Annotated in this window: 28 protein-coding genes and 1 pseudogene; 6 read left to right on the top strand and 23 right to left on the bottom strand. The window is 36.2% G+C overall.

Annotated features, from left to right (window positions below; all coding sequences use genetic code 11):
* Window positions 1-105: 105 nt before the first annotated feature.
* The 3 genes from ACIQ7N_RS11960 to ACIQ7N_RS11950 form a co-directional block, all read right to left on the bottom strand.
* On the bottom strand, window positions 106-273 hold the full coding sequence (locus ACIQ7N_RS11960; protein ID WP_402932220.1) for a hypothetical protein: 168 nt from the start codon (window positions 271-273) through the stop codon (window positions 106-108).
* A gap of 240 nt (window positions 274-513) precedes the next feature.
* The gene (locus tag ACIQ7N_RS11955; RefSeq protein ID WP_402932218.1) at window positions 514-1,269 is read right to left on the bottom strand and encodes an SDR family NAD(P)-dependent oxidoreductase; all 756 of its coding nucleotides are present in this window, start codon (window positions 1,267-1,269) and stop codon (window positions 514-516) included.
* 8 nt (window positions 1,270-1,277) lie between these two features.
* Entirely contained in the window at window positions 1,278-2,225 is a 948-nt protein-coding gene (locus ACIQ7N_RS11950; protein WP_402932216.1) for an MBL fold metallo-hydrolase, read from the bottom strand.
* 566 nt (window positions 2,226-2,791) lie between these two features.
* Between ACIQ7N_RS11950 and proC the strand changes: the two genes are divergently transcribed.
* Both proC and namA read left to right on the top strand, forming a co-directional pair.
* Window positions 2,792-3,598: a pyrroline-5-carboxylate reductase gene (gene proC / locus ACIQ7N_RS11945; RefSeq protein WP_402932214.1), complete on the top strand. Its 807-nt coding sequence runs from the start codon at window positions 2,792-2,794 to the stop codon at window positions 3,596-3,598.
* Between the two features lie 196 nt (window positions 3,599-3,794).
* On the top strand, window positions 3,795-4,805 hold the full coding sequence (namA, locus tag ACIQ7N_RS11940) for an NADPH dehydrogenase NamA (protein ID WP_402932212.1): 1,011 nt from the start codon (window positions 3,795-3,797) through the stop codon (window positions 4,803-4,805).
* Between the two features lie 106 nt (window positions 4,806-4,911).
* Here the strand turns inward: namA and ACIQ7N_RS11935 are convergent, their stop codons facing one another.
* The 7 genes from ACIQ7N_RS11935 to ACIQ7N_RS11905 all read right to left on the bottom strand — a co-directional run bounded on the left by ACIQ7N_RS11935 (window position 4,912) and on the right by ACIQ7N_RS11905 (window position 9,330).
* Window positions 4,912-5,265, bottom strand: a complete 354-nt coding sequence (locus ACIQ7N_RS11935; RefSeq protein WP_402932210.1) for an immunity 51 family protein — start codon at window positions 5,263-5,265, stop codon at window positions 4,912-4,914.
* A gap of 80 nt (window positions 5,266-5,345) precedes the next feature.
* On the bottom strand, window positions 5,346-5,507 hold the full coding sequence (locus ACIQ7N_RS11930; protein WP_248716286.1) for a hypothetical protein: 162 nt from the start codon (window positions 5,505-5,507) through the stop codon (window positions 5,346-5,348).
* Window positions 5,508-5,821: 314 nt separating this feature from the next.
* A complete protein-coding gene (locus ACIQ7N_RS11925) occupies window positions 5,822-6,460 on the bottom strand; it encodes a DUF1963 domain-containing protein (protein ID WP_248716287.1) in 639 nt (212 codons plus the stop codon).
* A 205-nt stretch (window positions 6,461-6,665) separates the two neighbouring features.
* On the bottom strand, window positions 6,666-7,295 hold the full coding sequence (locus ACIQ7N_RS11920) for a hypothetical protein (protein ID WP_402932208.1): 630 nt from the start codon (window positions 7,293-7,295) through the stop codon (window positions 6,666-6,668).
* 629 nt (window positions 7,296-7,924) lie between these two features.
* Complete coding sequence (locus tag ACIQ7N_RS11915) at window positions 7,925-8,209, bottom strand: hypothetical protein (protein ID WP_402932206.1); 285 nt, start codon at window positions 8,207-8,209, stop codon at window positions 7,925-7,927.
* 170 nt (window positions 8,210-8,379) lie between these two features.
* Window positions 8,380-8,832 (bottom strand): SMI1/KNR4 family protein, encoded by a 453-nt coding sequence (locus ACIQ7N_RS11910; protein WP_402932204.1) that lies wholly within the window; start codon window positions 8,830-8,832, stop codon window positions 8,380-8,382.
* Between the two features lie 348 nt (window positions 8,833-9,180).
* On the bottom strand, window positions 9,181-9,330 hold the full coding sequence (locus ACIQ7N_RS11905; RefSeq protein WP_248716290.1) for a hypothetical protein: 150 nt from the start codon (window positions 9,328-9,330) through the stop codon (window positions 9,181-9,183).
* A 673-nt stretch (window positions 9,331-10,003) separates the two neighbouring features.
* Between ACIQ7N_RS11905 and ACIQ7N_RS11900 the strand changes: the two genes are divergently transcribed.
* Window positions 10,004-10,213, top strand: a complete 210-nt coding sequence (locus ACIQ7N_RS11900) for a hypothetical protein (RefSeq protein ID WP_248716291.1) — start codon at window positions 10,004-10,006, stop codon at window positions 10,211-10,213.
* Window positions 10,214-10,240: 27 nt separating this feature from the next.
* Window positions 10,241-11,209, top strand: a complete 969-nt coding sequence (locus tag ACIQ7N_RS11895; protein WP_402932202.1) for a DUF2167 domain-containing protein — start codon at window positions 10,241-10,243, stop codon at window positions 11,207-11,209.
* 375 nt (window positions 11,210-11,584) lie between these two features.
* On the opposite strand, the gene ACIQ7N_RS11890 is transcribed toward ACIQ7N_RS11895, so the two are convergent.
* The 5 genes from ACIQ7N_RS11890 to ACIQ7N_RS11870 all read right to left on the bottom strand — a co-directional run bounded on the left by ACIQ7N_RS11890 (window position 11,585) and on the right by ACIQ7N_RS11870 (window position 15,631).
* Window positions 11,585-12,472, bottom strand: a complete 888-nt coding sequence (locus tag ACIQ7N_RS11890) for a sensor histidine kinase (protein WP_402932200.1) — start codon at window positions 12,470-12,472, stop codon at window positions 11,585-11,587.
* 14 nt (window positions 12,473-12,486) lie between these two features.
* Entirely contained in the window at window positions 12,487-13,269 is a 783-nt protein-coding gene (locus ACIQ7N_RS11885) for a hypothetical protein (RefSeq protein WP_402932198.1), read from the bottom strand.
* On the bottom strand, window positions 13,262-14,185 hold the full coding sequence (locus tag ACIQ7N_RS11880) for an ABC transporter ATP-binding protein (RefSeq protein ID WP_132359933.1): 924 nt from the start codon (window positions 14,183-14,185) through the stop codon (window positions 13,262-13,264). Before ACIQ7N_RS11880 ends, ACIQ7N_RS11885 begins: the two co-directional genes overlap by 8 nt.
* 82 nt (window positions 14,186-14,267) lie before the next feature.
* Window positions 14,268-14,939, bottom strand: coding sequence for a response regulator transcription factor (locus ACIQ7N_RS11875; protein WP_402932196.1), 672 nt, complete (start codon window positions 14,937-14,939; stop codon window positions 14,268-14,270).
* A gap of 566 nt (window positions 14,940-15,505) precedes the next feature.
* Window positions 15,506-15,631, bottom strand: coding sequence for a LysR family transcriptional regulator (locus ACIQ7N_RS11870; protein WP_402932194.1), 126 nt, complete (start codon window positions 15,629-15,631; stop codon window positions 15,506-15,508).
* A 251-nt stretch (window positions 15,632-15,882) separates the two neighbouring features.
* Between ACIQ7N_RS11870 and ACIQ7N_RS11865 the strand changes: the two genes are divergently transcribed.
* Complete coding sequence (locus ACIQ7N_RS11865; RefSeq protein ID WP_402932192.1) at window positions 15,883-16,908, top strand: DUF2332 domain-containing protein; 1,026 nt, start codon at window positions 15,883-15,885, stop codon at window positions 16,906-16,908.
* Between the two features lie 357 nt (window positions 16,909-17,265).
* On the opposite strand, the gene ACIQ7N_RS11860 is transcribed toward ACIQ7N_RS11865, so the two are convergent.
* From ACIQ7N_RS11860 to ACIQ7N_RS11830, 7 genes and pseudogenes are all read right to left on the bottom strand, one after another.
* Complete coding sequence (locus tag ACIQ7N_RS11860; protein WP_402932190.1) at window positions 17,266-18,324, bottom strand: LLM class flavin-dependent oxidoreductase; 1,059 nt, start codon at window positions 18,322-18,324, stop codon at window positions 17,266-17,268.
* Window positions 18,325-18,339: 15 nt separating this feature from the next.
* On the bottom strand, window positions 18,340-19,281 hold the full coding sequence (locus tag ACIQ7N_RS11855; protein ID WP_402932188.1) for a ring-cleaving dioxygenase: 942 nt from the start codon (window positions 19,279-19,281) through the stop codon (window positions 18,340-18,342).
* A gap of 52 nt (window positions 19,282-19,333) precedes the next feature.
* Window positions 19,334-19,777: a MarR family winged helix-turn-helix transcriptional regulator gene (locus ACIQ7N_RS11850; RefSeq protein WP_132359942.1), complete on the bottom strand. Its 444-nt coding sequence runs from the start codon at window positions 19,775-19,777 to the stop codon at window positions 19,334-19,336.
* Window positions 19,778-19,875: 98 nt separating this feature from the next.
* The gene (gene cdaS, locus ACIQ7N_RS11845; protein WP_142507065.1) at window positions 19,876-20,496 is read right to left on the bottom strand and encodes a sporulation-specific diadenylate cyclase CdaS; all 621 of its coding nucleotides are present in this window, start codon (window positions 20,494-20,496) and stop codon (window positions 19,876-19,878) included.
* A gap of 593 nt (window positions 20,497-21,089) precedes the next feature.
* Entirely contained in the window at window positions 21,090-21,320 is a 231-nt protein-coding gene (locus tag ACIQ7N_RS11840) for an acyl-phosphate glycerol 3-phosphate acyltransferase (RefSeq protein WP_132359946.1), read from the bottom strand.
* A 236-nt stretch (window positions 21,321-21,556) separates the two neighbouring features.
* A complete protein-coding gene (locus ACIQ7N_RS11835) occupies window positions 21,557-22,126 on the bottom strand; it encodes a DUF6434 domain-containing protein (protein WP_402932185.1) in 570 nt (189 codons plus the stop codon).
* Between the two features lie 259 nt (window positions 22,127-22,385).
* A pseudogene (locus ACIQ7N_RS11830) lies at window positions 22,386-23,815 on the bottom strand (DHA2 family efflux MFS transporter permease subunit).
* 169 nt (window positions 23,816-23,984) lie between these two features.
* Between ACIQ7N_RS11830 and ACIQ7N_RS11825 the strand changes: the two are divergent.
* On the top strand, window positions 23,985-24,527 hold the full coding sequence (locus ACIQ7N_RS11825) for a TetR/AcrR family transcriptional regulator (RefSeq protein WP_402932183.1): 543 nt from the start codon (window positions 23,985-23,987) through the stop codon (window positions 24,525-24,527).
* A gap of 145 nt (window positions 24,528-24,672) precedes the next feature.
* Here ACIQ7N_RS11825 and rnz read toward each other — a convergent pair whose 3' ends face one another.
* Entirely contained in the window at window positions 24,673-25,605 is a 933-nt protein-coding gene (rnz, locus tag ACIQ7N_RS11820) for a ribonuclease Z (RefSeq protein WP_402932181.1), read from the bottom strand.
* Window positions 25,606-25,885: the final 280 nt, after the last annotated feature.

Genomic DNA, 25,885 nt, shown 5'->3' with positions numbered 1-25,885 from the left:
TGTCCTTTATTGGATTTATAAACTCAAAAAGTTGATTTGCATCACGTTTTTTCCTTAACAAAAATCAACTCTATCTACTTTATTAAGAAAGATGCTATCTATCCATTACTTATTTTCATTTTTTACTGTTTCAGTTGTACTAAATGAATTAACTATCTCCCCGACATTATCAATAATTCCATCCAACTCTTTCGTTATTTCTTTTACTTCAGGATCCTTCTCCGCATCTACCACTCCAATTCTAAATATCCAATCTTTTTTCTTCTTAGCCATTATTGCACCCACTTTATCGTTTATTTTCCTTTATAAAATTTAAATATGTTAATGCCAAAACTAAACAAATAATTCACCTAACAAAAATCTTTTCAATTAAAACAATATTTATCTTGTTCAATATTTTATTTAACTTAAATATTAATTATTATAAACATTTTTGTCAACAAAAAGGAGTTTTAAAAATAAAAAACTGTAAACACACTCAATTTTTACCTGAGTACATTTACAGTTTAATACCTATTTTCTATTGAAAAATGACTTACCTAAAAATTCAACGGTTGCAGGTGCGATTGCATAAAGCTTACTTGATAGCCCCATGATTTTTGGTAAATTAACTTCTCTTACAGGGCGCTCGATTGTTTTTATCGTAGCGCGTGCCACTTCTTCAGCTGTTAATAAAAACCTTCCTAAAGACTCGCGATAGCCACTTTCATCACTCGCCTTATCTAAAAATGGTGTATTAATTGGACCTGGATGAATCGCCGTAACTTTAACATTATACGGAGCCAGTTCCATGCGAAGCCCATTTGTAAAGCCAACAATCGCATGCTTTGTAGCAGCATAAACACTAGCCTTCGGTGTCGCTACCTTCCCTGCCTGTGAGCCGATAAAGATGAGCTGCCCTTGCTGACGTTGTATCATAGGCGCTGCTAGACGCTTTGCTAAATACATCGGTACACTGACATTTAGCTCTACCATTTGTCTAATCGCTTCATCTGATAAGTCAGGTGCTTTACCGAATTTACCTACCCCGGCAGATAAAATAGCTACATCAAGAGGCGGTAGTTGTGCGCATACTTCATCGATTGTAGATAAATTAATTAAATCTGCTTGGATCACATTTGCGCCTAAGCGTTCTAATGCTTTTAATGCAACCGCATTGCGTCCTGTTGCATAAACCGTATGACCCTGTGCTACTAATAATTCTGTTATTTTCAATCCTACACCACTTGTTGCACCTGTCACGAAGATGGTCTTTTTATTCATGTTCATATTTAAACCTACTTCCTTTGAAATAAATAGATACCTTCTTCCGTTTTTGTAGATGTAATGAAATTGTTGGCCTCTAAGTAATCTAAATGACCGAGCGTTTTGGACAACGTCAGACCAAACTGACGCTGAAAAACAGCTGGGTAAAAGCGCTTCGTTACTTGTACAGCAGTTAATGATTCATCTCCAAATAATTCACAAACCTTCAAAGATTGCTGATGCTGACGTTCTAGTCGTTTATCAATTATATCAGGAATATTTTCTAGCTCAGCACCATGTCCTGTAAACATCTTTTTTACGGGTAATCGACGTAAAATTTCTAGTGATTCATTATATTGTAGTAACGATTTAGTACGTCCTAATGTCCGGTCTAGTGGTGGCTCAATTAATGGGTTTGGCGTTATTTTTGCAAGCAATAAATCTCCACCTATTACATCATGTGTTTTTTCATCCCAGAATATGAAGTGACTTTGTGCGTGTCCTAATGTTTCAATAGCCTTTAATCCTGGATGTCCTGGCACTTCATCTCCATCGTTAAGAATTTGTGTTAAAGATCGTTCACCTACAAGCTCTATTTCACGGCGGACATGTACACTCGGCTGGATATATTCTTGAGGAACTCCGTGCTCAAATAAGCGCTCACTGTAAAACTGCACATGGTAACGTAAAAAATCCTCGTCATGACGAAGCCATTTATCATTATAGGCATGCCCTAAAATTTCTGCGTTCGGAAAGGCATCCACCCAACCTGCATGGTCTGGATGATGATGGGTTAACACAACCTGTTCAATATCTCGCATATCAAAGCCCATTGCTCGAATACCCCTTTTAAGTGCTTCATAGGCTTCCATTGTTTTTGGACCAACATCAAAAATGGTCAATGCATCTCCTTTTACAACAAATGCATTCACATCTCCTACTTCATAGGGTGTTGGTATTTCTATTTTGTGTATAGACAAAAGCTGTTTCCCCCTTTAATGCAACTAGTGAATACCTATTCATTCTATTTTACAAGTTTTTCTTCTTTTCGTCACCCTCCTGTTGACAGGTTGACGTATTATTAATATAATTTTGAATAATCTAATTATTTTTGTGCGTTGATGAAGCCAAGTACGTAATTGGTGAAGGTGTCTTAGAGAGTGTTACATTTGCTGAAAGTGACATCACCCGCTCCCATTACCGAACCTACTTCTGAGCAGTTATGAAAACATAACCGTTTCCCTTGCGATAAAAGGGCTATGAGTTGTGCCAATTGGCAAACAAAGGTGGTACCGCGGAAACAACAGCGTTTTCGTCCTTCTTTATAAGGACGAGAGCGCTTTTTTTATCTTCATTTCAGCAAATGTTTTGGTAGCGAAAGCGAAGCGGCAGCTACAGATATTTTGGTAGCGAAAGCGAAGCGGCAGCTACAGATATTTTGGTAGCGAAAGCGAAGCGGCAGCTACAAATGTCTTCTGTAGCGAAAGCAACGCGGCAGCTACAATTACGCCAAGGTAAATTGATTTCGAGAACTGGAGGTTTTATCATGAAAAAAATACTATTTATTGGTGCAGGCTCTATGGCAGAGGCATTGATTCAGGGCTGGATTAAACAAAAGGTATTTACAGCACAAGAAATTTACGTCACCAATCGCACAGACAAGGAACGCTTACAATTTTTACACGACACATATAATGTAAATAGCAATTTTGATGATGCTATTTATCAGCAGGCTGATTTAATCATTCTAGCGATGAAACCAAAAGATGCTGTTGTAGCGATGCGTGAGCTAAAGCCTAAAATTACAGAGCAATCAGCCGTTCTTTCTATTTTAGCTGGTATTGCCATTACTACTATTACAGAACATTTAGGTGCTCGTCCAGTCTCACGCGTTATGCCTAACACTTCTGCTACTATTGGGATGTCTGCGAGCGGGATTGCCTTTAATGACGAAGTGACAGCAGAACAACGCGCTCTTTTCTTACAGCTTTTAGAGGCGATTGGTTCAGTTATTGAGGTAGATGAGGATCAATTACATGCTGTAACCGCCCTTTCCGGGAGTGGGCCAGCATATATTTATTATTTAATGGAGGCATTTGAACGAGTTGGTACAAAGGTCGGTCTCTCGAAGGATACAGTACGACTATTAATGACGCAAACACTTGCTGGTACTGCAGAAATGCTGAAGCAATCCGTCGACGAGCCTGATGTATTACGCCAAAAAGTAACCAGTCCGGGCGGTACAACAGAAGCTGGAATTAAAGCTCTAGAACAATATCAATTTAATGAAGCCATTGAAGCATGCATTAAAGAAGCTGAAGCTCGATCTCGATTACTTGCAAATAGTAAATAATGTGTGCAAAATAAAGTGAAACTTTAATCAGTGGGGTTTCTTCAACCCCCACTGATTATTAGTTGAACGAATCGGGCTTTTACGGGCAGTTTATCTCTCATCTAACTTCTTTGCTTGTGGTAAAATTTTAAGGTGGAAGTATTACTGCCCGTTAATGCGGGATAAAGTATATCACTAGGGATTAGGGGGCTTTAAATTGGCTAAATTATTCGAACCTTATCAATTGCAAAATATCACTTTAAAAAACCGTGTAGTGATGGCGCCGATGTGTATGTACTCGGCACAGGATGATGGACTTGTCACACCTTTCCACCAAGTACATTATGCAACGCGGGCTGCTGGTCAAGTTGGTTTAATTATTGTCGAAGCTACAAGTGTTGTACCAGAGGGTCGTATTTCTAGTAACGATCTTGGTATTTGGGATGACGCTCATATTGAAGGTTTAAGTCAATTAGTTCAAGGAATGAAAGTATACGGAGCAAAAACTGGCATACAGCTGGCACACGCTGGACGTAAAGCAACTGTAGATGGAGAAATATTTGCGCCATCAGCTATTGCATTTAGCGATGCTTTTAAAACGCCAACAGAAATGACACTAGAAGACATTGAATATGTTGTAGAAGCATTTAAACAAGCAGCTGTCCGGGCAGCTAAGGCAGGCTTTGATGTTCTTGAAATCCATGGAGCACATGGCTACTTACTAAGTGAATTTTTATCACCAGCAACGAATAAACGCAATGACCAATACGGTGGCTCTCAAGAAAATCGTTATCGATTATTACGTCAAGTCATCGATGCTATTCGTAGTGTTTGGGAAGGCCCTTTACTAGTACGGGTTTCCGCTGAGGACTATGCAGAAGATGGTACAACAATGGATGATTTCATCGTCTTCAGTCGTTGGATGAAATCACAGGGAGTCGATTTAGTGGATGTTTCTACAGGTGGTGTCGTGCAAGCCCATATTAATGTTTTTCCAGGCTACCAAGTAACGCATGCTGAAGCAATTAAACATGGTGCTGATATTCCAACTGGAGCAGTCGGCCTTATTACGACAGCTATTCAAGCAGAGGAAATTTTACAAAATAATCGTGCTGACTTAATCTTCCTAGCGCGTGTTCTTCTGCGTGAGCCATATTGGCCACTTCATGCTGCTAAAGATTTAAGAGAAGAAGTTAAACCTCCAGTGCAATACGTACGTGGTTGGTGAAAAATAGCGGTATAGCGACTATTCATCAACATATAAAAAAACAGCTTGTTGCTTTATGCTAACAAGCTGTTTTCGTGTTAATAAACAGGATTTTGTTTAAACTCCTTTAATCCAATTCTGCACGAGAAAATAAATCCGTAATAGACGATTCATCTTCACATGTATTTTTAAATGAAATAGCAAACTTCTCTAATGCTTCTTTATCGAAGGAATATGCACAAAACAAGCTAGCTTCTGAATCAAACTTGACAATACCTTTTAATTCAGGCATTTTTTCTTCAAGAAAGACAATCGCCAAGGATTCCCAATCATAACCTCCTCCTTCAAATCCCTCATCAGATCGAGTATCAAAAATCTCTTTCTTATATTCCCCAACATCTAAACATAACGACGCAGAGTCCCTATCATGATCCACCCAAAAAAACGGAGCAATTTTCTGTTTATCATTAATAAAATTCATCGTAACCCTCCACTAAAAAAATTTAAATAGCAGGCATCAATTCCCTGATGTGTTTGCAACAACGATTGCATCATCAGGATCTAACTTTCTTCGTAATCCATATATTTTAATTCTCCTGTTTGGAAATCAATCCAAAAATCATTGTCTGCATGATTATCAGCAAAAGGGATATGAAACAGAGGGAAGTTCTCAAAATCCTCGTAATAATCAATCCTTCTATCTTTTGCTCTTTTTATGGACATTGTATATTAAGAATCCCCTTCATCATCGGTTAACAGAATATGAAAAAACTCCTAACCTCTATCTAGAAATAATCGTTAGCTAGTTTATAAAAATAATTAAGGTAAATATATGCCCCTTTAGTAAACACCCCTCTATTTTTAGCAAGATAAAACTCTATAAAATCTTTTTCCCCTTGGAAACTCATCAGATACAATTTCGTTAATCTTTGGAGCCGATATCCCCTACCAAGAATTTTCAAATAAAATATCTTTATTCAGAAATTCTAAATGTTACCTTTAGTATTATTGTTCATTTTAGTTTACTCCTTCTTTTCTTAAGTACATTGTGTAAAAAAAACACCTGCATGTTTTTGATCAACATTTTTATTTAAAAACAAATATCCGACCGAGTCACTAAGGCTAAACACATCCTGGAATCCTTCAGGAAAGTCACCACCATAAATTTGTAGGCAAAATTGATAATCATCCAAACCCATATCTTCTACTTGTAACAAAGATGGTTTATTACCAATCAACGAACCACAGTAAATCTCTAGATCATCTAAATTTCCCTCTTCAACTTCTTCTAAATCTACTTCTTCTCCCAAAATGAACTTTTGTGCTGGTATTAGATAATCTGACTCATTTCGAATATCACCAGCTTTATGTAATAAAACTTTTGTATATCCTTTTTTAATATTTTTCAACTCTTCTTGATCTCCATGAAAAGTGATTGAATCTAAAAAGTAATCATCCCTCTTATAAGTTGTAAAAACGGATAGCAGCTGTTCTTTTGGTAAGTTTACATTTAAAGTTTCATTAAGAAAATTCGTAGGTAAACTAAGTACAAGTGTTAATTTATCTCCATCTGGATTTAATGGCCAATCAATATTTTCGGGTAAGAAGCTATATCCGCCAAGACGAGCCAAATTAGATTCATTTTCCACATCATTAAAAATAACTTCAATTGACATTTTTTCAATACTATCCTTATTTTCTATGTATATACCTTTAAAATCATAGTTCTATATGTTTCCCTCTTCGTTCCAATCCAGCGTAATCTGTCCCGTAACATGGTCATTTCCAAATTTTTATATACTTACATACATCTCATTTAACACCCAATCATGGAATAGACTCCTCTATTTTTACATCCTGTTTGAACCCTATCTCTAACAACTATGAATATTGCCAATATCCTACTATTAGAGTCTTTATCGAATCCTCCGTCACAATTGCATACAAATACACAGCACCAAACCCAAATGGAAGACTAGTTCTTGAATCGAATACCCCATCTGGATAACCGTCCTCATCAATTTGACACAAGAAACTATATTTATCTTTTTCTAATTCTGTGAAATAATATTCTTCTTCTTGAATAAGGAAGGGATTTCCTCCATATTTAATAAAAAAAGGTGTATCGAAAGCTTGTTCTTCACTCACATTAATACCTTCTGATATATAGTGTTTAACTATTCCAAATTCGGTATAAGTAGATGACATACTTTCTTTCGAAATTGGATGTTCGAACACGAGCAATGAGCAGTTTGGATAAATATTTTTTGAAATACGATTTTGGTACTCTTTTGGTATAAATATAGAAATCATATTATTTTTATCTAGTGGACTTACAAAACAAAGATAGAAGTGATATTCAAATTCAGTTTCACTAAAAAGTTCACTTTTATCATCGAAGTACGCTGGAGCATTTCCACCAAACCATCCATTACCTACATTTCGGTTCTTGTCTAGTTGAAATATAATACTTTCTTTTCGCTCAACTAATATGTTATTTTTATTCTCCATATTATTTATCCAAATAACTTAATTCGGATTTCCCCCTTTGCATTTAGTACTTTCTACAGATTAACTATGTATTTCAACATATTCTATTACTTGTTTTTCTTAATTCCATAATTTTTTTCAGTTGCAAATGCGGCATGGATTTCCTCCAATTTAAATGTGACTTACTCTTCAAAGTATTTATAAGATTCTCTTATACATCCACTTGCAACATGTCTCTATAAGGCGTATCTAATTCTGTTCCCTAGACCATCATTAATACAAGCTATCCAATAATTATATTAACCCCCTTAAATGTTAGCTCATCAAAGCCGATTTCCTTAATGCTATTTCCCTTCGTATCATGTGCAAAATGTTCAGTGGAGGAAAAATCACAAAACATCTCGTAGAAAAAGCTTTCTAATTATTATAAAATTTTATAAAGCACGAGTCTCTTTTAATTGGTGCTTCCATTATTTATATTAATCATCTCCATTAATTAATTCTAGATTTTCACTTAGCGTCCTTACCAATTGCTTTTATCTTTTTCCAGCTATTCTATAATTCCATTCGACAAAATAAGATTGTATTCTTGAGCCACAACTTCAATAACTTCATCGTAACATTCAAGAAAATAATGCTTAAATCCCTTTTCAAACAGTGTCTTTTCCTGTTTCAAAGTCGGAATCAATCACTTCACAAAAGCACGTATCCAATAAATTTTCGTTAAAATAATCCAGACCACAAAGTCCAAACTTGACTACATTTTTAAAAATGAAAGAAATATCAATGTATCGTTCTTCTGTGGAGATATTTGATGCCAACGCTGTTGCTAAATTTAACGAAAGTTCAACTTCTCTTGGATATCGATCCATTATTAACTTTTTTAAAATCAACGCATCTCTAGCATCTATTACACCCAACTGTTGTTGTATCAATAAATTCGGTTCTCATTATACCTCCATATTTTATGAGCTAAAGGCAGGTTTTCGGTCATCATAACAAAATCTATCAAAGTCCTTGCGATGGGGCTTCCAGCGATTTTTCCTTCCTTACACAGGGAGACAAAGAAGAGAGATTATACACTTTCCTTACTCCTCTTCTAGAATTAAGCATCCTCGCAGCATTCATCCTCACATTTTTCAAGATTATTTATGAAGGTTTCAAAGCTGTTTGATAAAAAATTAATGCATCTTTCTGTAACTTCCCCTAAGTCCATCCAGATAAGAACGACATTACCGGTTTCTAGATCCATGCAAAATAAATTACCACCCCAATCATTTGCAAACGGAAGATATTTTTTGGGAAGTGCACCCCTATTTATAAAATCTAGGTAGCTTTCTTCTAGTAAAGTTGAGCTATTTTTATATTTCATTGAAGAAAATGCGGCAATTTCCGTTTCAAGGTCAATATCTTGCGCATAATAACAAGGTTTAACTGGAATCCCACCATTAAATTGTAAATAATGTTCTTTCAACTCTTCTGGTAAATTAAATCCCAATTTAGTTTCTACATCGTTTAAATCGCTTATTGTTAGTTCAGTAGAACATTCTATAAACATCTCTTCACTCCTTAGTAGCTATTTTCATGTCATTTTTTCTTGATTGATTATATTTATAGCAAGACATAGTCCTTATCCAGCCTCCCAAATGCTTACAACCATTTTACTAATAATACTATAAATTACTTAGATTGTAATTCTCTTAAAAGGAAGTCCCTGAATCAAAAACCAAAGTTTCAAAGCATTTTACATTTCTGAAGCCGATGTAAAAACAAAAAAAAAATATGCAAAAGAAGGATTTAATACCTCCCCGCATATGCTTTGAAAAAAGAGCTTTCCATAATGCAACCCAAAAAAATTTAGATTATATATAGTGAAAAATCTCCTTCAACTAACAAAACTAACCTATTAAACTTTTAAACAAGATAATATAGTAACCAACTGTTCTTTGATTTCTACAAACTTTAAGTCCTCACCAAAATCAAATATTTCAACGATATCTTCTATTAAAGCTGGTTTCCCGAATTTCAATTTATACGCTAATCGACCTCTCCTCATCGATACCTTCATTGTTAAGGATAAACAATTAACCCAGTTCCATTATTTAAAAGAAACTGTAGTTAATAATCGGTTCTATATTTCCTACCTTTTCTTCACTTTTTTGAAGAATATACATAGGAATCATTTCGTTTCCGAGAACACCTGACCAAGTACATAGCGAAAGATCAATTTTTTCACCGGCACCTTCCAATTGTATTTTAGGCCATTTTTTCTCACCCTTTACTTCTACTAAACCGTGTATGACTGATGAAATTCAATCGCATATTTTAGGCATCCTCAATATACGTATTACCAGTTACTGTCTTGTGCGATAACTATAATTAAAAATAGGTTAACATAAAGACAAAGCAATAAAAACGAATTATTGTCTAACAACCCCGAAAATTTGGTAACAATTTTGCATTGGCGTAACTGTGCTGCCGCTTCGCTTTCGGACAGATAAACAATGTGACCGGATATTGAATTGTGCCCGCATAATTCAATATCCTTAAATATTAGTACTTTGGTAAATCGTTTTTATATAGAAAATCCGTAATTATTAGAAATATCCTTTTATTTCTAATGATTCATAATTACTACAGAACACATATGACTATTTACATCGTTGTCACATTTTGGGTTATATGATAATCTACAGAAGTATTTTCCATTATTAAGGGGAGGGTTAGTTATGTTACGTACTGGTATTATTTTTTTAATTTTAGGGTTAGGGGCATTCATACTACCGCAATTCGGTATTCAATTCAAACTATTTACCGTTTTTGGCAAAATTTTTGGCGGAGGGGAAACCTTTGTTGAAATTGCTTTTGCAGGTATCGGCGCTGTCCTAGTAGGCATTCATTTATTTAAAGGAAATAAGGACAAGTCGTCCGCAGCGTAAGAACACAGATTTGGGAGGAAGCTATTTTTGAAATCGTTGATTGCAAAACTATTAAAATCAGTAACTGTTATGACACTTATTTTGATGGCGTGTGCGATTCCTGCATACGCCGAAGAGGAGCTGAAATGGGTAGAAGGTGGACAGAAAGTCGATGTAGGAACCAATTTAGCGGAACTTCAATTAGGTAGCGATTTTATTTTTCTTGATGCCGAAAATACGAAAAAGTACATAACGCAGAGCGGAATGGAGCCGAACGGGGAAGAAATCGGTGTGGTTTTCCCAAAGGATGAAAAACAGAATTGGGCTGTTTATTTCGAATATACAAAATCTGGACATATAAAAGATGACGAAAAAAAGGATATCGATGCTGACGCTTTGCTGGAAAGCTACAAAGAAGGCACGAAAGAAATGAATAAAGAATCAAGTCCTGAAAATCAGTTATTCGTTGACAAATGGGATGTTCCTCCGTTCTACGACAACGACTTACACAGTTTGTCATGGTCTTTATTGGCACATGATAATCAGAATAACGGCGTTATTAACTACAATGTGAGACTTCTATCGCGGGAAGGCTATATCTCGGCGATACTCGTCTCAGATCCGGAGAATTTGAAGAAGGATCGTATAGTGTTTAACAACAAAATCCTGTCGCAGTTTAACCTAAAGAAGGGACAACGGTATGAGGATTTTGACAGCAAAACCGATAAGGTGGCTGATTTCGGCTTGACTGGATTAATTCTTGGAGGCGCGGGTCTAGCGGTTGCCAAAAAAGTGGGCTTTTTTGCTATAATTCTCCCACTATTGAAGAAATTTTGGATCGTGCTTGTGCTGGCTGTGGGCGCGATTTGGGCCTTTATTCGCAAAAAACTAGGATTGAAGAAAGAGCAGTCAGAGCTGCAATCGGAACAGTCGGAACAACCGGCACAATCGCAGCAACAGGAACAACCAGAACAGGATCCGGCGAGTGAACGCAGCAAGGTTAATTCGCATGAGTAATAACCACTAAGGAGTGGTTAATGTATTGTTCCAAAAATAAGAATAATCTAAGCCCCTCCTAGCACGATAACTGAGTGCTTAGGAGGGGCTTTTTATCAATGGTTTTATATCCATACAACAGTTATAACATTGTTTTTCCCGCTAAAAATCGCTGATAGAAATGCAAGTAGCGCTGATAGAACCCCGAACATCGCTGATTAAAGTGGAAGAATCGCTGATAGAACCTCGAACATCGCTGATTAAAGTGGAAGAATCGCTGATAGAACCCTGAACATCGCTGATTAAAGTGCAAAAATCGCTGATAGAACCCTGAACATCGCTGATTAAAGTGCAAGAATCGCTTATTGCAAGATGCACTAAACTACTTGGCTACTTCTATTTCAAATCCTTTTTTACACACACTAAAAACTCAATCATGCCATTTTCTATTTTAGCCATAGCACTTCCACCTAATTTTTCTGCTAGCAGCCTGACAATAGATAACCCTAGTCCAGTATTTTTACGTCTGGAATTGTCTGTTGTATAAAATCGATCAAAGAGCTGGTTAGGATTCAGTTGACTATTTTCATCAATCGGATTTTGAAAACAGATATATGCATGTTCTTCTTCTAACCACATCTTGATCGTTACATCCCCTTGCGCATGCATGATACTATTTCGTACTAAGTTTTGTACAATGCGTAAAAGCATTTCTTCATCAGAGTGAATAATGAGCGGCTCAAAATTTGGTAAGTTGACGGCTATTCCTTTTTGTTCAAATTGTACAAAGGCACCAGCAATCTCTTCAAATACTATGTTTGAAATATTAATACGATCTTTTTTGGGCTTATCTTCATTACTATGCAAATAGGAATATTCAAAAAATGTTGCTAATAATTGCTCTAGTCTTCCAACATGTTTTTGTGCGATTTCAAGCTTTGCAAGCTGCTTTTCTGTTAAGGGTTCTTTTAAAAGCATTTGTTGATAGCCCTTTATCGCAGTGAGTGGCGTACGAAAATCATGCGAAATGTTTGAAATCATTTCCTTATAGTATTTTTCTTCCCGCTTAATATACGACCTTGATTTTTGTGATTCTATTAATATGCGATTTATATTTGCCACTAGTTGATTTATTTCTTTGTTTAATAGCTCTACGCTAATTGGCTGTGTATATTGCTCATGTAGACGTTGTGACAATTGAATGTTCATCAATTGTAGTTGCCTTTGTATATAAAAAATATAAAATAGTAATCCTACAATGATTACAATTGCCACAATCCACATTCCCTACCATCTCCTTACTTGATTTCTGCTTTTCTAAATGTCATGAATGTTACATATAAAATGACTACTATAAATACGACACAAATGGAGACGGCCGAAATTAAATCACCTTTACTCATGCTTAAATTAATCGCAAGATACTCCGCTGAATAGGGTGTGAAGGACAATACTTTATCTACCATCTTAAATGAATCCTGAAAACTAGCAACTTGCCCAAAGAACATGGACATCATGTAATACGCAGCTACTACAAGCACCGATTTTCTGAAGGCAAACGCCAGTAAAATACAAGTCGTTAACTGCGCAAGATAGACTATTGTCATAGTGCTCATTATTGTTACGTAATCGGCAAAGCTGCCACTAGTAGTCGCCGTTAGAATGCTTAAAAAACCTGCTGCTTTCCCGCCCATACTAAACGTGCTGTCCATGGATAAACCAATTATTGTCACGATGATATAAGGGCTTACAAGAACAATAAGTAAGATCCAAAAAACAATCGCTTTACTTATGACTATTTGGATTCTTGCAAAGCCGCTTATAATCGGATGATGGATATTTTTTGTATCAAAATCTGAACAAATAAGTGTAGTGGCAAGTACTGCGCCTACTATTGACATCGTATTCATATCAGATAGTAAAAAACCAACGTTGCTGATGCTTTCATTTATTGAGTTATTGCCTATACCATAAGCAATACTAAACATTGCTGTTGCAGAACATGTTGTAAGAGCCAGTAAGACCCAAAACATTTTGGATTTAGTTGTTTTATAGAGGTAAGCACGTACTAAATTAAACATGGCGCTCACCTCCAATTAACGTAAGGAAGTAGTTCTCTAATGTGTCTCCTTGTAGACTAAATTCCGTAAGTGTTATCCCATTTTCAAATAAGGCGGTTGATACGTCTCCAAGATTCTCTAAGAAATCATACAATTTAATTGTTTTATTTGGCATGACTTGAAAATTTTGTGTTTTAAGAATTGTTTCTAATACATGTGCACATTGTTCGGGAGCTGTACAACCAATGCGAATATAATGTCTACATTCTTCGTCGAGCTGTTGTTGCGTCATTTGTTTCATAATTTTCCCTTTATGAATAATGATATAATCAGTTGTTGTTTGATAAAGTTCCGGTAAATTATGACTCGAAATTAAAATCGTCATCTGTCGCTCTTCACAAAGACGTGTTAAAAGCTGACGAATTTCAACAACACCTATAGGATCTAACCCATTCACTGGCTCATCTAAAATCAATAGCTCTGGATTAGTTAATAACGCAATAGCAATGCCTAAACGTTGTTTCATGCCGAGTGAAAAATGCTTAGCTTTCTTATTGTTTGTACTCGTCAATCCAACCAATTGCAGTATTTCATCTTCTAGCTCCTCATTCGGAATCCCCCGCATTAAACGATGATATTTAAGGTTTCCTTTTGCGGTCATATCAGGGCTAATCGCTGGTTGTTCAATCATACTGGCAATCCTTTTTCGTTGCTGCTGTATTTCCTTGTCAGATGATTTCCCAAATAACTCAAACGAACCTTCTGTTTGAAAACTAATCCCTGAAACAATCTTCATTAATGTTGTTTTTCCCGCACCGTTTTCACCAATAAGCCCATAAATACGTCCTTCTTTTAATTCGATTGATACGTCGTGAAGTACTGTATGCTTTTTATATGTTTTCGTTAATTGATTCGTTTTTAATATGGTTTCTCCCATATTAAGCACCTCCCTTTCATATTCATAGATTACTCATGAAAGGTATAGATAAAGTAAAGATGACGTATAGATTACGGATGATTTATGGACGTAAACGATAGCCAAGCCCACGAAGCGTCTCGATATAATCTGCTTGTGGATTTTTTGTCTTCAATTTATGTCGAAGATTACTAATATGAATTTTAATAATATGTTCATCTCCTAAATATTCTTCTTGCCAAATGGATTCATATAAATTTGCTTTCGTGAATACTTTTTCTTGGTTTGCCATAAACAATTCTAGCAATAAATATTCCTTTGCAGTTAGTAAGACCTCCTCACCACCCACTGTAACACGCTTAGCGACATCATCCAGCACTATATCCTTGTATTGCAGCTGCTTCATTGGTGTAGCTTTTTTAACACGACGTAATATCGATTCAATACGAGCGAGAACCTCACCAAGGTCAAAAGGTTTCGTAATATAATCGTCCGCTCCTAAACGAAGCAAATCAATTTTTGTTGACACTAAATCTTTTGCTGAAATCATAACAACAGGTACATCCGAAATAGCGCGAATTTCTTTTAATAATTCATCACCACTTTTATAGGGAAGCATAATATCAAGAAGCACAATATCAAACTCATTTTGTAGAAATGCTCGATGTCCTTCTATTCCATCCATCACACTTGTTACCTGATAATCTGCTTGCTCAAACAATTCTGTTAACATTGCATTTACATCTTCATGATCCTCAACCATTAAAATTCTCATTACAACCACACCTTTAATAAATATGCCTCGGCATAATTGCGTCCGGAATCGGCTTAGCGCTTAAGCCTGCATAATATTTTTTTGCGCGAAAGCGTAGTGTCAGCAGCAGGATGCAGGTCGTTCTGCTCAGGCCTTCCGTCGCTTCGCCTTTTCTTTCCTTCGTTCTGCTCGGGCCTTCCGTCGCCTGCTCTTCCATCCGTCATTCTGTTCGGGCCTTTCCGTCGCTTCGCCTTTTCTTTCCGTCGTTCTGCTCGGGCCTTTCCGTCGCCTTCTTTTCCATCCGTCATTCTGTTCGGGCCTTTCCGTCGCTTCGCCTTTTCTTTCCGTCGTTCTGCTCGGGCCTTTCCGTCGCCTGCTTTTCCATCCGTCATTCTGTTCGGGCCTTTCCGTCGCTTCGCCTTTTCTTTCCGTCGTTCTGCCCGACCTTTCCGTCTCTTCTCCTTTTCGATTCGTCTACATCCGCCAGTGGCTTTACCTTCTTTGCTGAAAAAAAGTTAAAATATCCCTATTAATATTATATGGGAATTCATGTTAATAAACATTAAATAATTTTATTAACTATCACCCTATTGTTCTAGCTGATGCATATGAACTGTAATACTTGGCAGCGATAAATGAAGTTCTTCTGCGGCTACTCGAAAATTACAAGTTTTAGTGGCAACTACAAAAGACTGTATCCATTTATAATCCAAACGCTCTCCTCTTTCAATCGTTTATGCCTCGGCATAATTGCGTCCGGAATCGGCTTTGTACTTGCACAAAGAACTCCTTCCTGATTCCGTGACATTCGCCGGAGGCTTTAACTTCTTTCAGCGGCTATTTGAATACCCGCTGAAAGATTAATCTTTTTAATCAACTTCATTAACTATATTTAATTCACTAAATTATCCAACAATAATACACTAAAATTAGCTCGTTTACTTTTAACAAAGGGGAGAATTGTATGTTAGCTAAATTAAGTAAGCAATTTCGTACTTTTGCCAAAAATGAATGTGAAAATTCAAGTCCACTATATGAATATTTAGCCAATAAGATTGCCGATGATGATGAAATATTGAAAGTTGCCGCAGTTATCCCAAAAGGACAACCTGTACCTAATTTATTATTAGCTGGCGTTCAGTATTTACTGTCATCAACCAAAGACGATTTATTTAATTTCTATCCATCCTTAACGACAACACCAAAACCAATAGATGAAGTGTATCCTGTTTTTAAAGCGTTCGTCTTAGCCCATTCAGATGAATTGAAGAATTTATTTCAAGAAAAACTTGTCCAGACTAATGAGATTCGCCGTTGTACTTACCTTTATCCGATGATGACAGAAATTTATGAACGCCATCAAAAACCTTTAGCCTTAATAGAAATCGGGGCAAGTGCAGGACTTCAACTTGGGATGGATCAATATAATTACTGCTATAATCAACAGCTTCATATAAACCATTCAAACAGCGCTTTCGTTTTGTCCTCAGAAAATCGCGGAGAACCGCTTCCAGCTTCCATTACAAATGCACCTGTTGTTTGTAAACGTATTGGGATCGATTTAAATCCGATTGATATTCATAATGAGGAAGAGCTTCGATGGCTCCAAGCATTAATTTGGCCAGAGCATCAAGAACGTAGACTTTTATTACATCAAGCACTCCCTATTTTAAAAGAACTTGATTTAGAACTGATAAAAGGAGATGCTATCAAACTGATAAAAGAAATTAGTAGAGATGTTAATCAAGATGCGCAATTAGTTGTTTATCATACGCATGTGGCCAATCAAATCCCAATGGAGTTACGCCTTGAACTAATTGAACAATTAAAAGAGATCAGCATGGAACGCCCTCTCTATCATTGTTATAACAATTTATTTGATATACAACTGCATCAAGATTTTATTGATCAAGGTGAAATAGAATCTATCCGAATAATGGAACGCCCTGATGGTCATGCTCGATGGTTCAAGTGGTCCAACCAAAAATAAAAGTTGCCACGAAAAAACGCTACATGAGATTTTTCTCTCATGCAACGTCATGTTGATTAAAAACTATTAAATCAATGAAATTAAGTTTTCTCGGCAAAACGAGGGGTTGATTTTCGTTCCGGCTGGGCGCTTTGTAGCTGCCGCTTCGCTCCGCTGCAGGGTCTCGGGCCAACAGATGTTTTTTGCGCGAAAGCGTGAGTGCAACGTAGCGACAGCAGCAAGATGTTGGTCACGAAGGCGTTATCACAGGATGTGATGCTTTTAGCCTTCGTTCCTCTATTGCTGATCCCCAAGGAGTCGCCCAGCCTCCACTCCAATCAACCGCTTTATTAAGCAAGTATCTTATAGTATATCACTCTATTTTTTTGCAGTATATTTTCTAATTGCTGGTAAAATATCGTTCCCGATAATTTCAATATTTTTCATTAATTTATCGAATGGCACACCGCCAAAATCAATTTGTGCCATAAATCGTTGCATGCCATAGAGCTCGTATTGATACAGTAATTTTTCAATAATTTGCTCCGTACTTCCGACCATTAAGGCATCTTTTGTATCCGGTGCTTCCGTAAATTGTTGCTTTGGATAACCTGCGCCGCGAATTGCTTGGAATCCACCATTTAAATGGGGATACATCCCTTGTAGTGCCTCTTCCGTCGTATGTGCGACGTGGAATAGGCTTGTTGTAGCAATCGGTAACTCTTTCGGATCAAAGCCATTTCTCTCCGCTGCCTCCCTGTAGGCATCAACTGATGGCTTAAAGTTAATAGCGGGACCACCTAATGTCGTTAGCATCATCGGAATGCCCATATAACCTGCTTTAATGGCACTTGCAGGTGGTCCACCAACAGCTCGCCAAATTGGTAACGACCCATTTTTAGGTTGTGGCAAAATTTGCGCATTATGAAGTGGTGCACGGAATTGTCCTTCCCAAGTGACCAGCTCGTTGTCATTTATTTTTTTCAGTAACGCTAATTTTTCTTCAAAAATTTCTTCATAATCCTTTAAATCGATACCTAGTAATTGATATGCACCAACTCGAGAGCCACGCCCTGCGACTATTTCTGCACGTCCATCTGAAATTAAATCAATCGTTGCAAAATCTTCATATACGCGTACAGGGTCAGAGACACTAAGGACTGTTGCAGAGCTTGCTAATTTAATTTTTGATGTAGCGTGTGCGATTGCTCCTAAAACAACTGTGTGTGCCTGTGTCGTAAAGTACGATTGATGACTTTCGCCAACAGCAAAGACATCAATACCCGCTTGTTCAGCAAGCTGACTTACTTCAATTAGCTCTTGGATTCGTTGTTGAGCTGAAATACGTTCACCTGTTAATGGATTTGGAATATGATCCCCTAATGAATATAGGCCAAATTCGATGCCTTTCGATTGATCAATACGGTATTTATCCATGATGAATATCTCTCCTTACTCTAGCGGCTCTAAAATAGCTTCGATTTCTGCACGTCTTTCTTCTAAAAATGGTGGAAGATCAAGTTCTTTACCAAGATCCTCTATTGCCGAATCAACTGTAAATCCTGGGCCATCTGTTGCCATTTCAAATAAAATGCCATTACGATCTCTAAAATAAAGACTTTGGAAATAATAACGATCCACAATGCCAGTACTATCAAAGCCCTGCTCCTTAATTTTGAGATCCCACTGTTGCAATTCCTCCACTGTTCCAACACGTAGTGCAAGATGGTGAATACTACCACGTCCAGGTTTCTCACTTGGTCCTTCTAATTCTTGAACGACGATTTCTCCAATCACTTCACCAGGAATTGATTGCAATACTGCTTCTTTTTCACTTTCTGTTACAACTGTGTAATTAAATAGCTCTTTTAATAAGCTTACTGTCCGTTGCAAGTAACGAACTGTCATTTCAACTGTACCCATCCCTAAAATACGATGTTCTGCAGGGATATCAGAGCCGTCCCATGGTTGCCAATGAGCTGGTGTTTCATGACCATGATTGTTTAACAGCACCATTCTTAACCCTTCATGATCCTCAAAAAACAATGCATCTTTACCTGCATAAGTTGTTATTTCACTATGCTCAATCTCTAACTGTTTAAAACGATTTTTCCAATATTGCAGACTGTCATAGCTTGGCACTAGTAATCCAATACGTGTAATGGCATTTGTTCCGCGCACTGTCCGACCTGCTACAGGCATTTCAAAAAATGTTAATTCTGTACCTGGTGCTCCAGTTAAGTCTCCATAAAACAAGTGATACATGGAAGGCGAATCTTGGTTTACTGATTTCTTTACACGACGTAAGCCGAGAAGTTTTGTGTAAAAATCATTATTACGTTTACCGTTTTTTGTTAGCATTGATATATGATGATGTCCACTTAATTTGTTCATGAATGTTTCCTCCTTGTTTTCGCTTGACTAAGCAAGTGATTGTGTAAAAAAATCACGCTGGTGGTAATTTTTTATCACGACTATGCTTCTCTATTTTCGACATTAGTGTATTTAAAGTTTTCAGTTCTTCTTCTGTTAATACTTCTTCAAAAAATGAAGATTGAAATTGTAGCTGACTTGGTGTTGCCATATCAATCATCTGCTCGCCTTTTGCTGTTAGTGAAATTGTTTTAGTCTTCCAATTTTGCTTCCGTTCAATAAGTCCATCTTTTTCAAGACGAGCAAGCATCCTAGACATACCACCTTGCGTCACTATCACTTTCTCTGCTAATTGGGATTGCGTTAACGGTGCATATGTCTTAATTTGGATTAGGACATCAAATTGTGCGGTCGTTAAACCAAAGCGCTTTAAAAACTCATTGGATAGCTGATTACTTTGATTTGTAAAACGCATCATCCGAATCCACGTCACTGTTCCGAGCGTATGTTTTCGCATCGCTTTCTCCCCCTCTCATTTGTCACTTTACCACGCAAGTGATGTATAAGCAAGAAAAATATCTTGAATTCAAGATAATTTTTAGTGTGAAGCTCACACTATATAATGCCATGTGTCGTAATTGGATATAAGTTTCCTTTAAAGGCAAAGGAAATTCTCCCTGTTTCTTCAGACACTATCATGACAAGCGCATCACTTACTTCACTTAACCCTAATGCTGCTCGATGCCTTGTGCCTAATTTCTTTTCCCCCATATATCTCTCTGACAGTGGCAGTACATTTGCTGCTGATTTAATTAGATTTTGGCTTATTAAAACGGCGCCATCATGAAGTGGATTTCCAGGAAAAAAAATAGATTCTAATAAGGAATGCGTTACTTCTGCACCAATATGAATACCAGGCTGTATAATAGATGCTACAGAATCCTCTCGTTCAATAACAATTAGTCCGCCGTGTCTTCTTTTAGACATATTTTGTACGCTATGCGAAAGCTCAGGATATTTTTCAGTAAACGGCGAAAGATAGCAATTCAAATAAAACGTAGCAGCCTTCATTTCAATCGTTACAAATTTCTCTTTTATTTTTTCAAAATTCCCAAGAAGACAGTTTGTATCCGTATCCATAGCTTCTACACTTTGCTGTAATGAATGTATGACCTGCAAAAGCTCTTCCTTTAATGTTTGTTTCATTGGTGAAAAATCGCAATTTGTTGGATCCATAAAAAAACACCCCGCTTTTCAAATTTAACATGAAAAAACTCGTATTTTTAGTTTCTCTCTATGGAATTATTTTATTCGCCTTGAATTCAACATACACACTACATAAATTGTAGATTAATCATCCTTTTCACGCTAAGTGAAGCGTAATAAAGAAGCAGTAGCGTACTTAATATAGGCTCTAGCGCTGCTAACAGTATGGCTGTTTTCTTCGAAGTTAAAAAGCGTATTCAAATTGTAATTGAATACGCACGCTAATCTTCTACTGATAAATTTTTTTATAATCCTTATTTATAGAGATAATGGATGTAAATCCGTTTTTCCCTATTAGTACTACTTGGATTCTCTCATAAAATTGCAATTCCTTGCCCCAATTTTCCAGAGGATAATGAGCCACACTTTTTTCACAAATCATCGTAAGTTAAACGGTATTCTTATTTTTTCCCAAGTAATTGTGGGGGCCATTTTCTAAATCGGAGGATTTAGAGTTTTGACTTCTACTATCAGTAATAACTTTAACAATATGACAATAAAGACTTCAAAAAAAAACACGTGTATCCATTAGATAAACTAAAGAATACACGTGTTGTTATTGCTTACATTTGTCCAGAACGAATTTTCTTGACGATACTAAATGTTGTGTAGGCAGCGGCCGGTGCAAGCACTACAATAAAAATAAGCCAAACCGTTAAGTTGTCCGTCGCTTTTAATGTGTCATAATTGGAGATAACAAACATAATTAGTCCAAATAATAATAAATAGCTCAGCACATTGGGAAAAATAACGATTAAACGCAATAGTGCTGGTGGCATCTTTTGCTGATTCATATAAAACCACTCCCCTTTAATCAATTATACAAAAATTAACTATTAATCGCATTATAATTCTTCTATATTCCAAATTTTCATTCTAACTATTACTAACTTGAAAGGTAGAGACTACTTAATTAAATGGTCTGTTTTCTTAAATTACCTACTAATAGAGAAGACGTATTGGTTTCGCTAGTTTGCAAATAGTAAAAAAATGCTAATTCCACTCGTTGAAAATTGCCTCAACTTAAAGACTAATTTTCAGGTATATATTTGTTACTTCCAGGGAGTTTCTTAATTTTATGCCAAGCTTCAATTGCTTCTGCACGACTTTTCCCTTTATTTTTTGAATCAGAGAAAAAGTCACGAATGAATTGATTGTATTCAAACTGAGGTGGAATTTTTTTCTGGTGTGATGGGTCTTTTTTGCGTTTTTCTTCTTCATACCAAGCGTCCACAACATCACGATACGTTTTTCCAATATTGTTTTTAATGTAGTTTTGGATATAGGTAGAAAAATGAAAATTTGGAATTACCTTCTTGAAAAATGCTCTCACATCTTGACTACAACGATGATTTTCCGTAATGACTGTATCAAGACTTAATTCACTGTTAGTTCGAGGTTTAGTATTAGCTTTTGAATTTCTTTGTGGTTTTTTTATCTTTCCTGTCCGAAGAAAAGTTTCAATTCTATCAGAAATCTCAATCTTAGAGCCCGACGCGCTTATGCCATTATCTCTACAAAATGATTGCAATTCTTCTTTTAACCAATAAAAATCCATAAAATCTTGACTACTAATTTCTTTTGTAAGAATAGGTCTCATGTATAACACTCCTTATATGTACACATCCATATTATAGAACATTTGCTCGTTAATGTAAGCAAATTTTTATTAAAAAAAGCAACAAACTTTACGAATAAAAACATAGGGCTGGGACAAAAGTTTTTTAGCTAAAGGAAAACCCGAACAAATTTGCAAGACACTCATACGGTGTTTTGCCATTGTTCGGGTAATTCGGCTTTCGCAAAGAGCTAATAGTTATGTCCCAGCCTTTTAAAGTTGTTCTTTGAATGCTTAATCATTAAGCTTGTTGTTTAAACTTATTTTTAGCTGGCACAAATAGAGTTAATACAAATGCAATGATCGCTAAGATTGTCATGAAATAATAGGCATCACTTGAACCTAAAATTGAAGCAAGTGTACGAATACCTTCAGCCGTAGCATTTGGTGTTTCTACTAGCAATGTTTTTGCATGATTTGTCGTTTGTGCTGTGAAAATTGTAATAACGACAGCAGATCCAATTGCGCCTGCGATTTGACGTAATGTATTATTCACTGCTGTACCATGTGTGACAAGTGTCTTCGGTAAAGCATTCAAACCAGCTGTATTTAATGGCATTGTGATAAAACTCAACCCTATACGTAGAAAAATAGTACGTATCATGATAAAGCTATAGGTTGTTGTTTCTGATAAATCCGTTACAACCCACATTGACGGAATGACAAAAATCAAACCGATAATAAATAACGGCTTTGCTCCAAAGCGGTCATACATTTTTCCTGTCACTGGAGACATAAAGGCATTTACAAGTGCACCCGGTAATAATAATAAACCGGCATCTAAAGCTGTAAACCCTCTTCCGTTTTGTAAATATATTGGTAATAAAATCATATCCGCATACATCATCATTGTAACAATAATGTTGATAATGGACGTGAGTGTAAATAATTTATTGTTAAAAACGGATAAGTTAAGAAGTGGATCAGATGATTTCATTTGACGAAGACAAAACATTGCCGTAGTTATTATCCCTACAAGTATAGTACTTATTACAACTTTATCATCCCAGCATGGCTTCCTGCATTACTAAATCCATACAAAATAAGACCAAAGCCAATTGTTGATAAAATAACACTGATACCATCTAACTTTGCCTTTGAGGTTTCTGAAACATTCATTAAATATTTCATTGCCATAAATAAAATAATCACGACAAATGGAATGATGCCGATAAATAACCAACGCCAAGAATAATTATCTATTACAAAACCTGCTAATGTTGGTGCAATAGCTGGAGCGAAAATCATAGCTAGCCCAATTAACCCCATCATACTACCTCTTTTTTCAGGAGGGAAAATAAACATCACGATACTCATTAGTAATGGCATAATAATTCCTGCCCCTATTGCTTGAATCATACGACCTATTAGTAAAGTAGTGAAGTTCGGAGCTATTGCACAAAAAATAGAGCCTACTAATAAAAACAGCATTGAACTTATAAATAATTGGCGTGTTGAGAAGCGTTTCATTAAGTATGCTGTAATAGGGACTAGCACCCCGTTTACTAACATAAAACCAGTAGCTAACCACTGAACGGTTGTCGCAGAAACAGAAAATACGTCCATTAAATTACTTAATGCAACGTTTAACAGCGTTTGATTTAGTGTAGATAAAAAACACCCAAAAATTAAAACTGTTAATAGTACTTTTTTATTGATCGATTCCGACATGACATTCTTCCTCTTTCTACTTGTTTTATTAACACTATGTCAATAAAATAGATAATAACACGGTTATTTTTTGATTCCTATTTACAATTTTTTAAGAACTGTCAATTAAACAACAAAGTTAAAAATACTATTCATTAAATTTGTATTTAATAGATAAAGGAGAATTAAATTGACCACACACAAAAAGCAAGACCCACGAGCTATTCGCTCTAAACGGGTATTTAAAGAAGCTGTCGTAGATATATTAATTGAAAACCCAGATATTTCGAAACTTACAGTACAAAAAATAGCCCAACGTGCAGAGCTAAATAGAGCAACGTTTTATTTACATTTTATAGATATTAATGATTTATTAAAGCAAGTAGTTTACGATATGTTCGACGACTTGTTGTCGGAGATCTCTCCTTCTTTACAAATTGATAATTTAAATAATCAAGAACAATTAATTACATTTTTAGATTACTTTTATAAGCACAGAAAAATTTTAGCTGTTTTATTTGAGCACCCTGGTTTCATTAAAAAAATGCATAGGACATTAAAGGATTTGATTGTCATACAACGTAAAAGTGAAGGGGCTAATAGTACTAACACAACTCTATCAATGGATATTCTCGCATCCTCAATACTTGGCATTATCATGTGGTGGCTCAGAAACGGGGTTCACTTTAGCTCCGAATATATAGCCAGTCAAATTATCGAATTATATCGTTAATTATTCGTACTAAAAAATGGCTGAACTCAAAATATTGGGTGTATTTTTGCTGACGCTTCGCTTTCGCACAGAAATACATGCGCTGAATAACGATAAAAGTACCCTTTAAATGAAACGTCATCTAAAGGGTACTTTCTGTTTTTGCTTAAGTTAATTTGTTGTTATTCCAAGAGAATACAGATTGATCGGATGTCAGGAAGGTCTGTGGGAAAACCTCCTGTGCATCTGCTAAAAATTTTGGTAAATCATGTGGTAAAAAGCGGGCACTTAAATGGTTTAGCAATAAATAGTTCGCTCCTGCCTGTTGTGCCACCTTGGCTGCTTCGACATTTGTAGAGTGTCCGTAGTTCGCTGCTAAATCTGTCGTTGTACCATCAAAGGTCGCTTCATGAATCACAATATCTGCTCCATTAGCTAATGAAACAGCCTCTGGACAGTATTTAGTATCTCCTAAAATAGTAAGCGTAAAGCCTTTTTTAGATGGGGCGACAACATCTTTCGCATATACAACGGTGCCATCCGCTAGCTCAATATCTTTCCCTGCTTTTAATTGTCCTAGCAAAGGACCTTTTGGCACACCAAGAGCCTGTGCTTTTTCCATTAATAGTTCGCCAGGCAAATCCTTCTGCTCAATACGGTAGCCGTAGCATGGAACTACATGTCGTAATTCACTTGCACTTACTGTAAAATGTTCATCTTCATAAATAATACCTTCATGAACTTCCACAAATTGTAATGAATATGTTAAATGCGTCTTTGACAAGGCTAAACTTTGCTCAATCCATTGCTGCAAACCTTGTGGGCCAAATATTGTTAATGGCTCATCCCCGCCTTGAAATGAACGAGAGCTTAAAAAGCCAGGTAATCCAAAAATATGGTCACCGTGTAAATGTGTAATAAATATTTTCGTTACTTTACGTGGCTTTAATGATGTATGCAAAATTTGATGTTGGGTCGCCTCCCCACAATCAAAAAGCCACATTTCCCCCACTTCATCCAAAAGCTTTACCATTAGGGCACTTGTATTTCGTTCCTTTGAAGGCATTCCTGCGCCTGTTCCTAAAAAATGTAGTTGCACATATGCCACCTCACTTCTATTTCTATATCGCTTTATTGTACCCTATCGCTTCCAATAAAAAAAACCTTTGGTCATCGAAAGAATATAGGGTAAATAGTATAATAAAATAAAATCAGACCTTATATTTAGAGTGTTTTAGTTTGATTATATATAATCAAAATTTATAATCAAACTTTTATTTGTATGACGGATTGTAATATTAAGTGCAACACCCAGAAGTCAATATAAAGGAAGCCCATAACGACCTCGTGTAAAATGTAGTTACCACACAAACATTCAA

Source organism: Lysinibacillus sp. NPDC095746, assembly GCF_044763535.1.
Lineage (GTDB): Bacteria > Bacillota > Bacilli > Bacillales_A > Planococcaceae > Lysinibacillus.
Note: the sequence above shows the minus strand (reverse complement) of the source record. Positions and strands in the feature narration are given on the sequence as shown.

Bases quoted from the DNA above. Each gene is read 5' to 3' on its own strand.
- ACIQ7N_RS11960 (WP_402932220.1), bottom strand. From the start codon at position 273: ATGGCTAAGAAGAAAAAAGATTGGATATTTAGAATTGGAGTGGTAGAT.
- ACIQ7N_RS11860 (WP_402932190.1), bottom strand. From the start codon at position 18,324: ATGGATAAATACCGTATTGATCAATCGAAAGGCATCGAATTTGGCCTA.
- ACIQ7N_RS11955 (WP_402932218.1), bottom strand. From the start codon at position 1,269: ATGAACATGAATAAAAAGACCATCTTCGTGACAGGTGCAACAAGTGGT.
- ACIQ7N_RS11935 (WP_402932210.1), bottom strand. From the start codon at position 5,265: ATGAATTTTATTAATGATAAACAGAAAATTGCTCCGTTTTTTTGGGTG.
- ACIQ7N_RS11900 (WP_248716291.1), top strand. From the start codon at position 10,004: ATGTTACGTACTGGTATTATTTTTTTAATTTTAGGGTTAGGGGCATTC.
- ACIQ7N_RS11850 (WP_132359942.1), bottom strand. From the start codon at position 19,777: ATGCGAAAACATACGCTCGGAACAGTGACGTGGATTCGGATGATGCGT.
- ACIQ7N_RS11855 (WP_402932188.1), bottom strand. From the start codon at position 19,281: ATGAACAAATTAAGTGGACATCATCATATATCAATGCTAACAAAAAAC.
- ACIQ7N_RS11910 (WP_402932204.1), bottom strand. From the start codon at position 8,832: ATGTTTATAGAATGTTCTACTGAACTAACAATAAGCGATTTAAACGAT.
- ACIQ7N_RS11890 (WP_402932200.1), bottom strand. From the start codon at position 12,472: ATGTGGATTGTGGCAATTGTAATCATTGTAGGATTACTATTTTATATT.
- ACIQ7N_RS11905 (WP_248716290.1), bottom strand. From the start codon at position 9,330: ATGAGGAGAGGTCGATTAGCGTATAAATTGAAATTCGGGAAACCAGCT.
- ACIQ7N_RS11835 (WP_402932185.1), bottom strand. From the start codon at position 22,126: ATGAGACCTATTCTTACAAAAGAAATTAGTAGTCAAGATTTTATGGAT.
- proC (WP_402932214.1), top strand. From the start codon at position 2,792: ATGAAAAAAATACTATTTATTGGTGCAGGCTCTATGGCAGAGGCATTG.
- ACIQ7N_RS11865 (WP_402932192.1), top strand. From the start codon at position 15,883: ATGTTAGCTAAATTAAGTAAGCAATTTCGTACTTTTGCCAAAAATGAA.
- ACIQ7N_RS11875 (WP_402932196.1), bottom strand. From the start codon at position 14,939: ATGAGAATTTTAATGGTTGAGGATCATGAAGATGTAAATGCAATGTTA.
- cdaS (WP_142507065.1), bottom strand. From the start codon at position 20,496: ATGGATCCAACAAATTGCGATTTTTCACCAATGAAACAAACATTAAAG.
- ACIQ7N_RS11880 (WP_132359933.1), bottom strand. From the start codon at position 14,185: ATGGGAGAAACCATATTAAAAACGAATCAATTAACGAAAACATATAAA.
- ACIQ7N_RS11920 (WP_402932208.1), bottom strand. From the start codon at position 7,295: ATGGAGAATAAAAATAACATATTAGTTGAGCGAAAAGAAAGTATTATA.
- ACIQ7N_RS11930 (WP_248716286.1), bottom strand. From the start codon at position 5,507: ATGTCCATAAAAAGAGCAAAAGATAGAAGGATTGATTATTACGAGGAT.
- ACIQ7N_RS11885 (WP_402932198.1), bottom strand. From the start codon at position 13,269: ATGTTTAATTTAGTACGTGCTTACCTCTATAAAACAACTAAATCCAAA.
- ACIQ7N_RS11840 (WP_132359946.1), bottom strand. From the start codon at position 21,320: ATGAATCAGCAAAAGATGCCACCAGCACTATTGCGTTTAATCGTTATT.
- ACIQ7N_RS11925 (WP_248716287.1), bottom strand. From the start codon at position 6,460: ATGTCAATTGAAGTTATTTTTAATGATGTGGAAAATGAATCTAATTTG.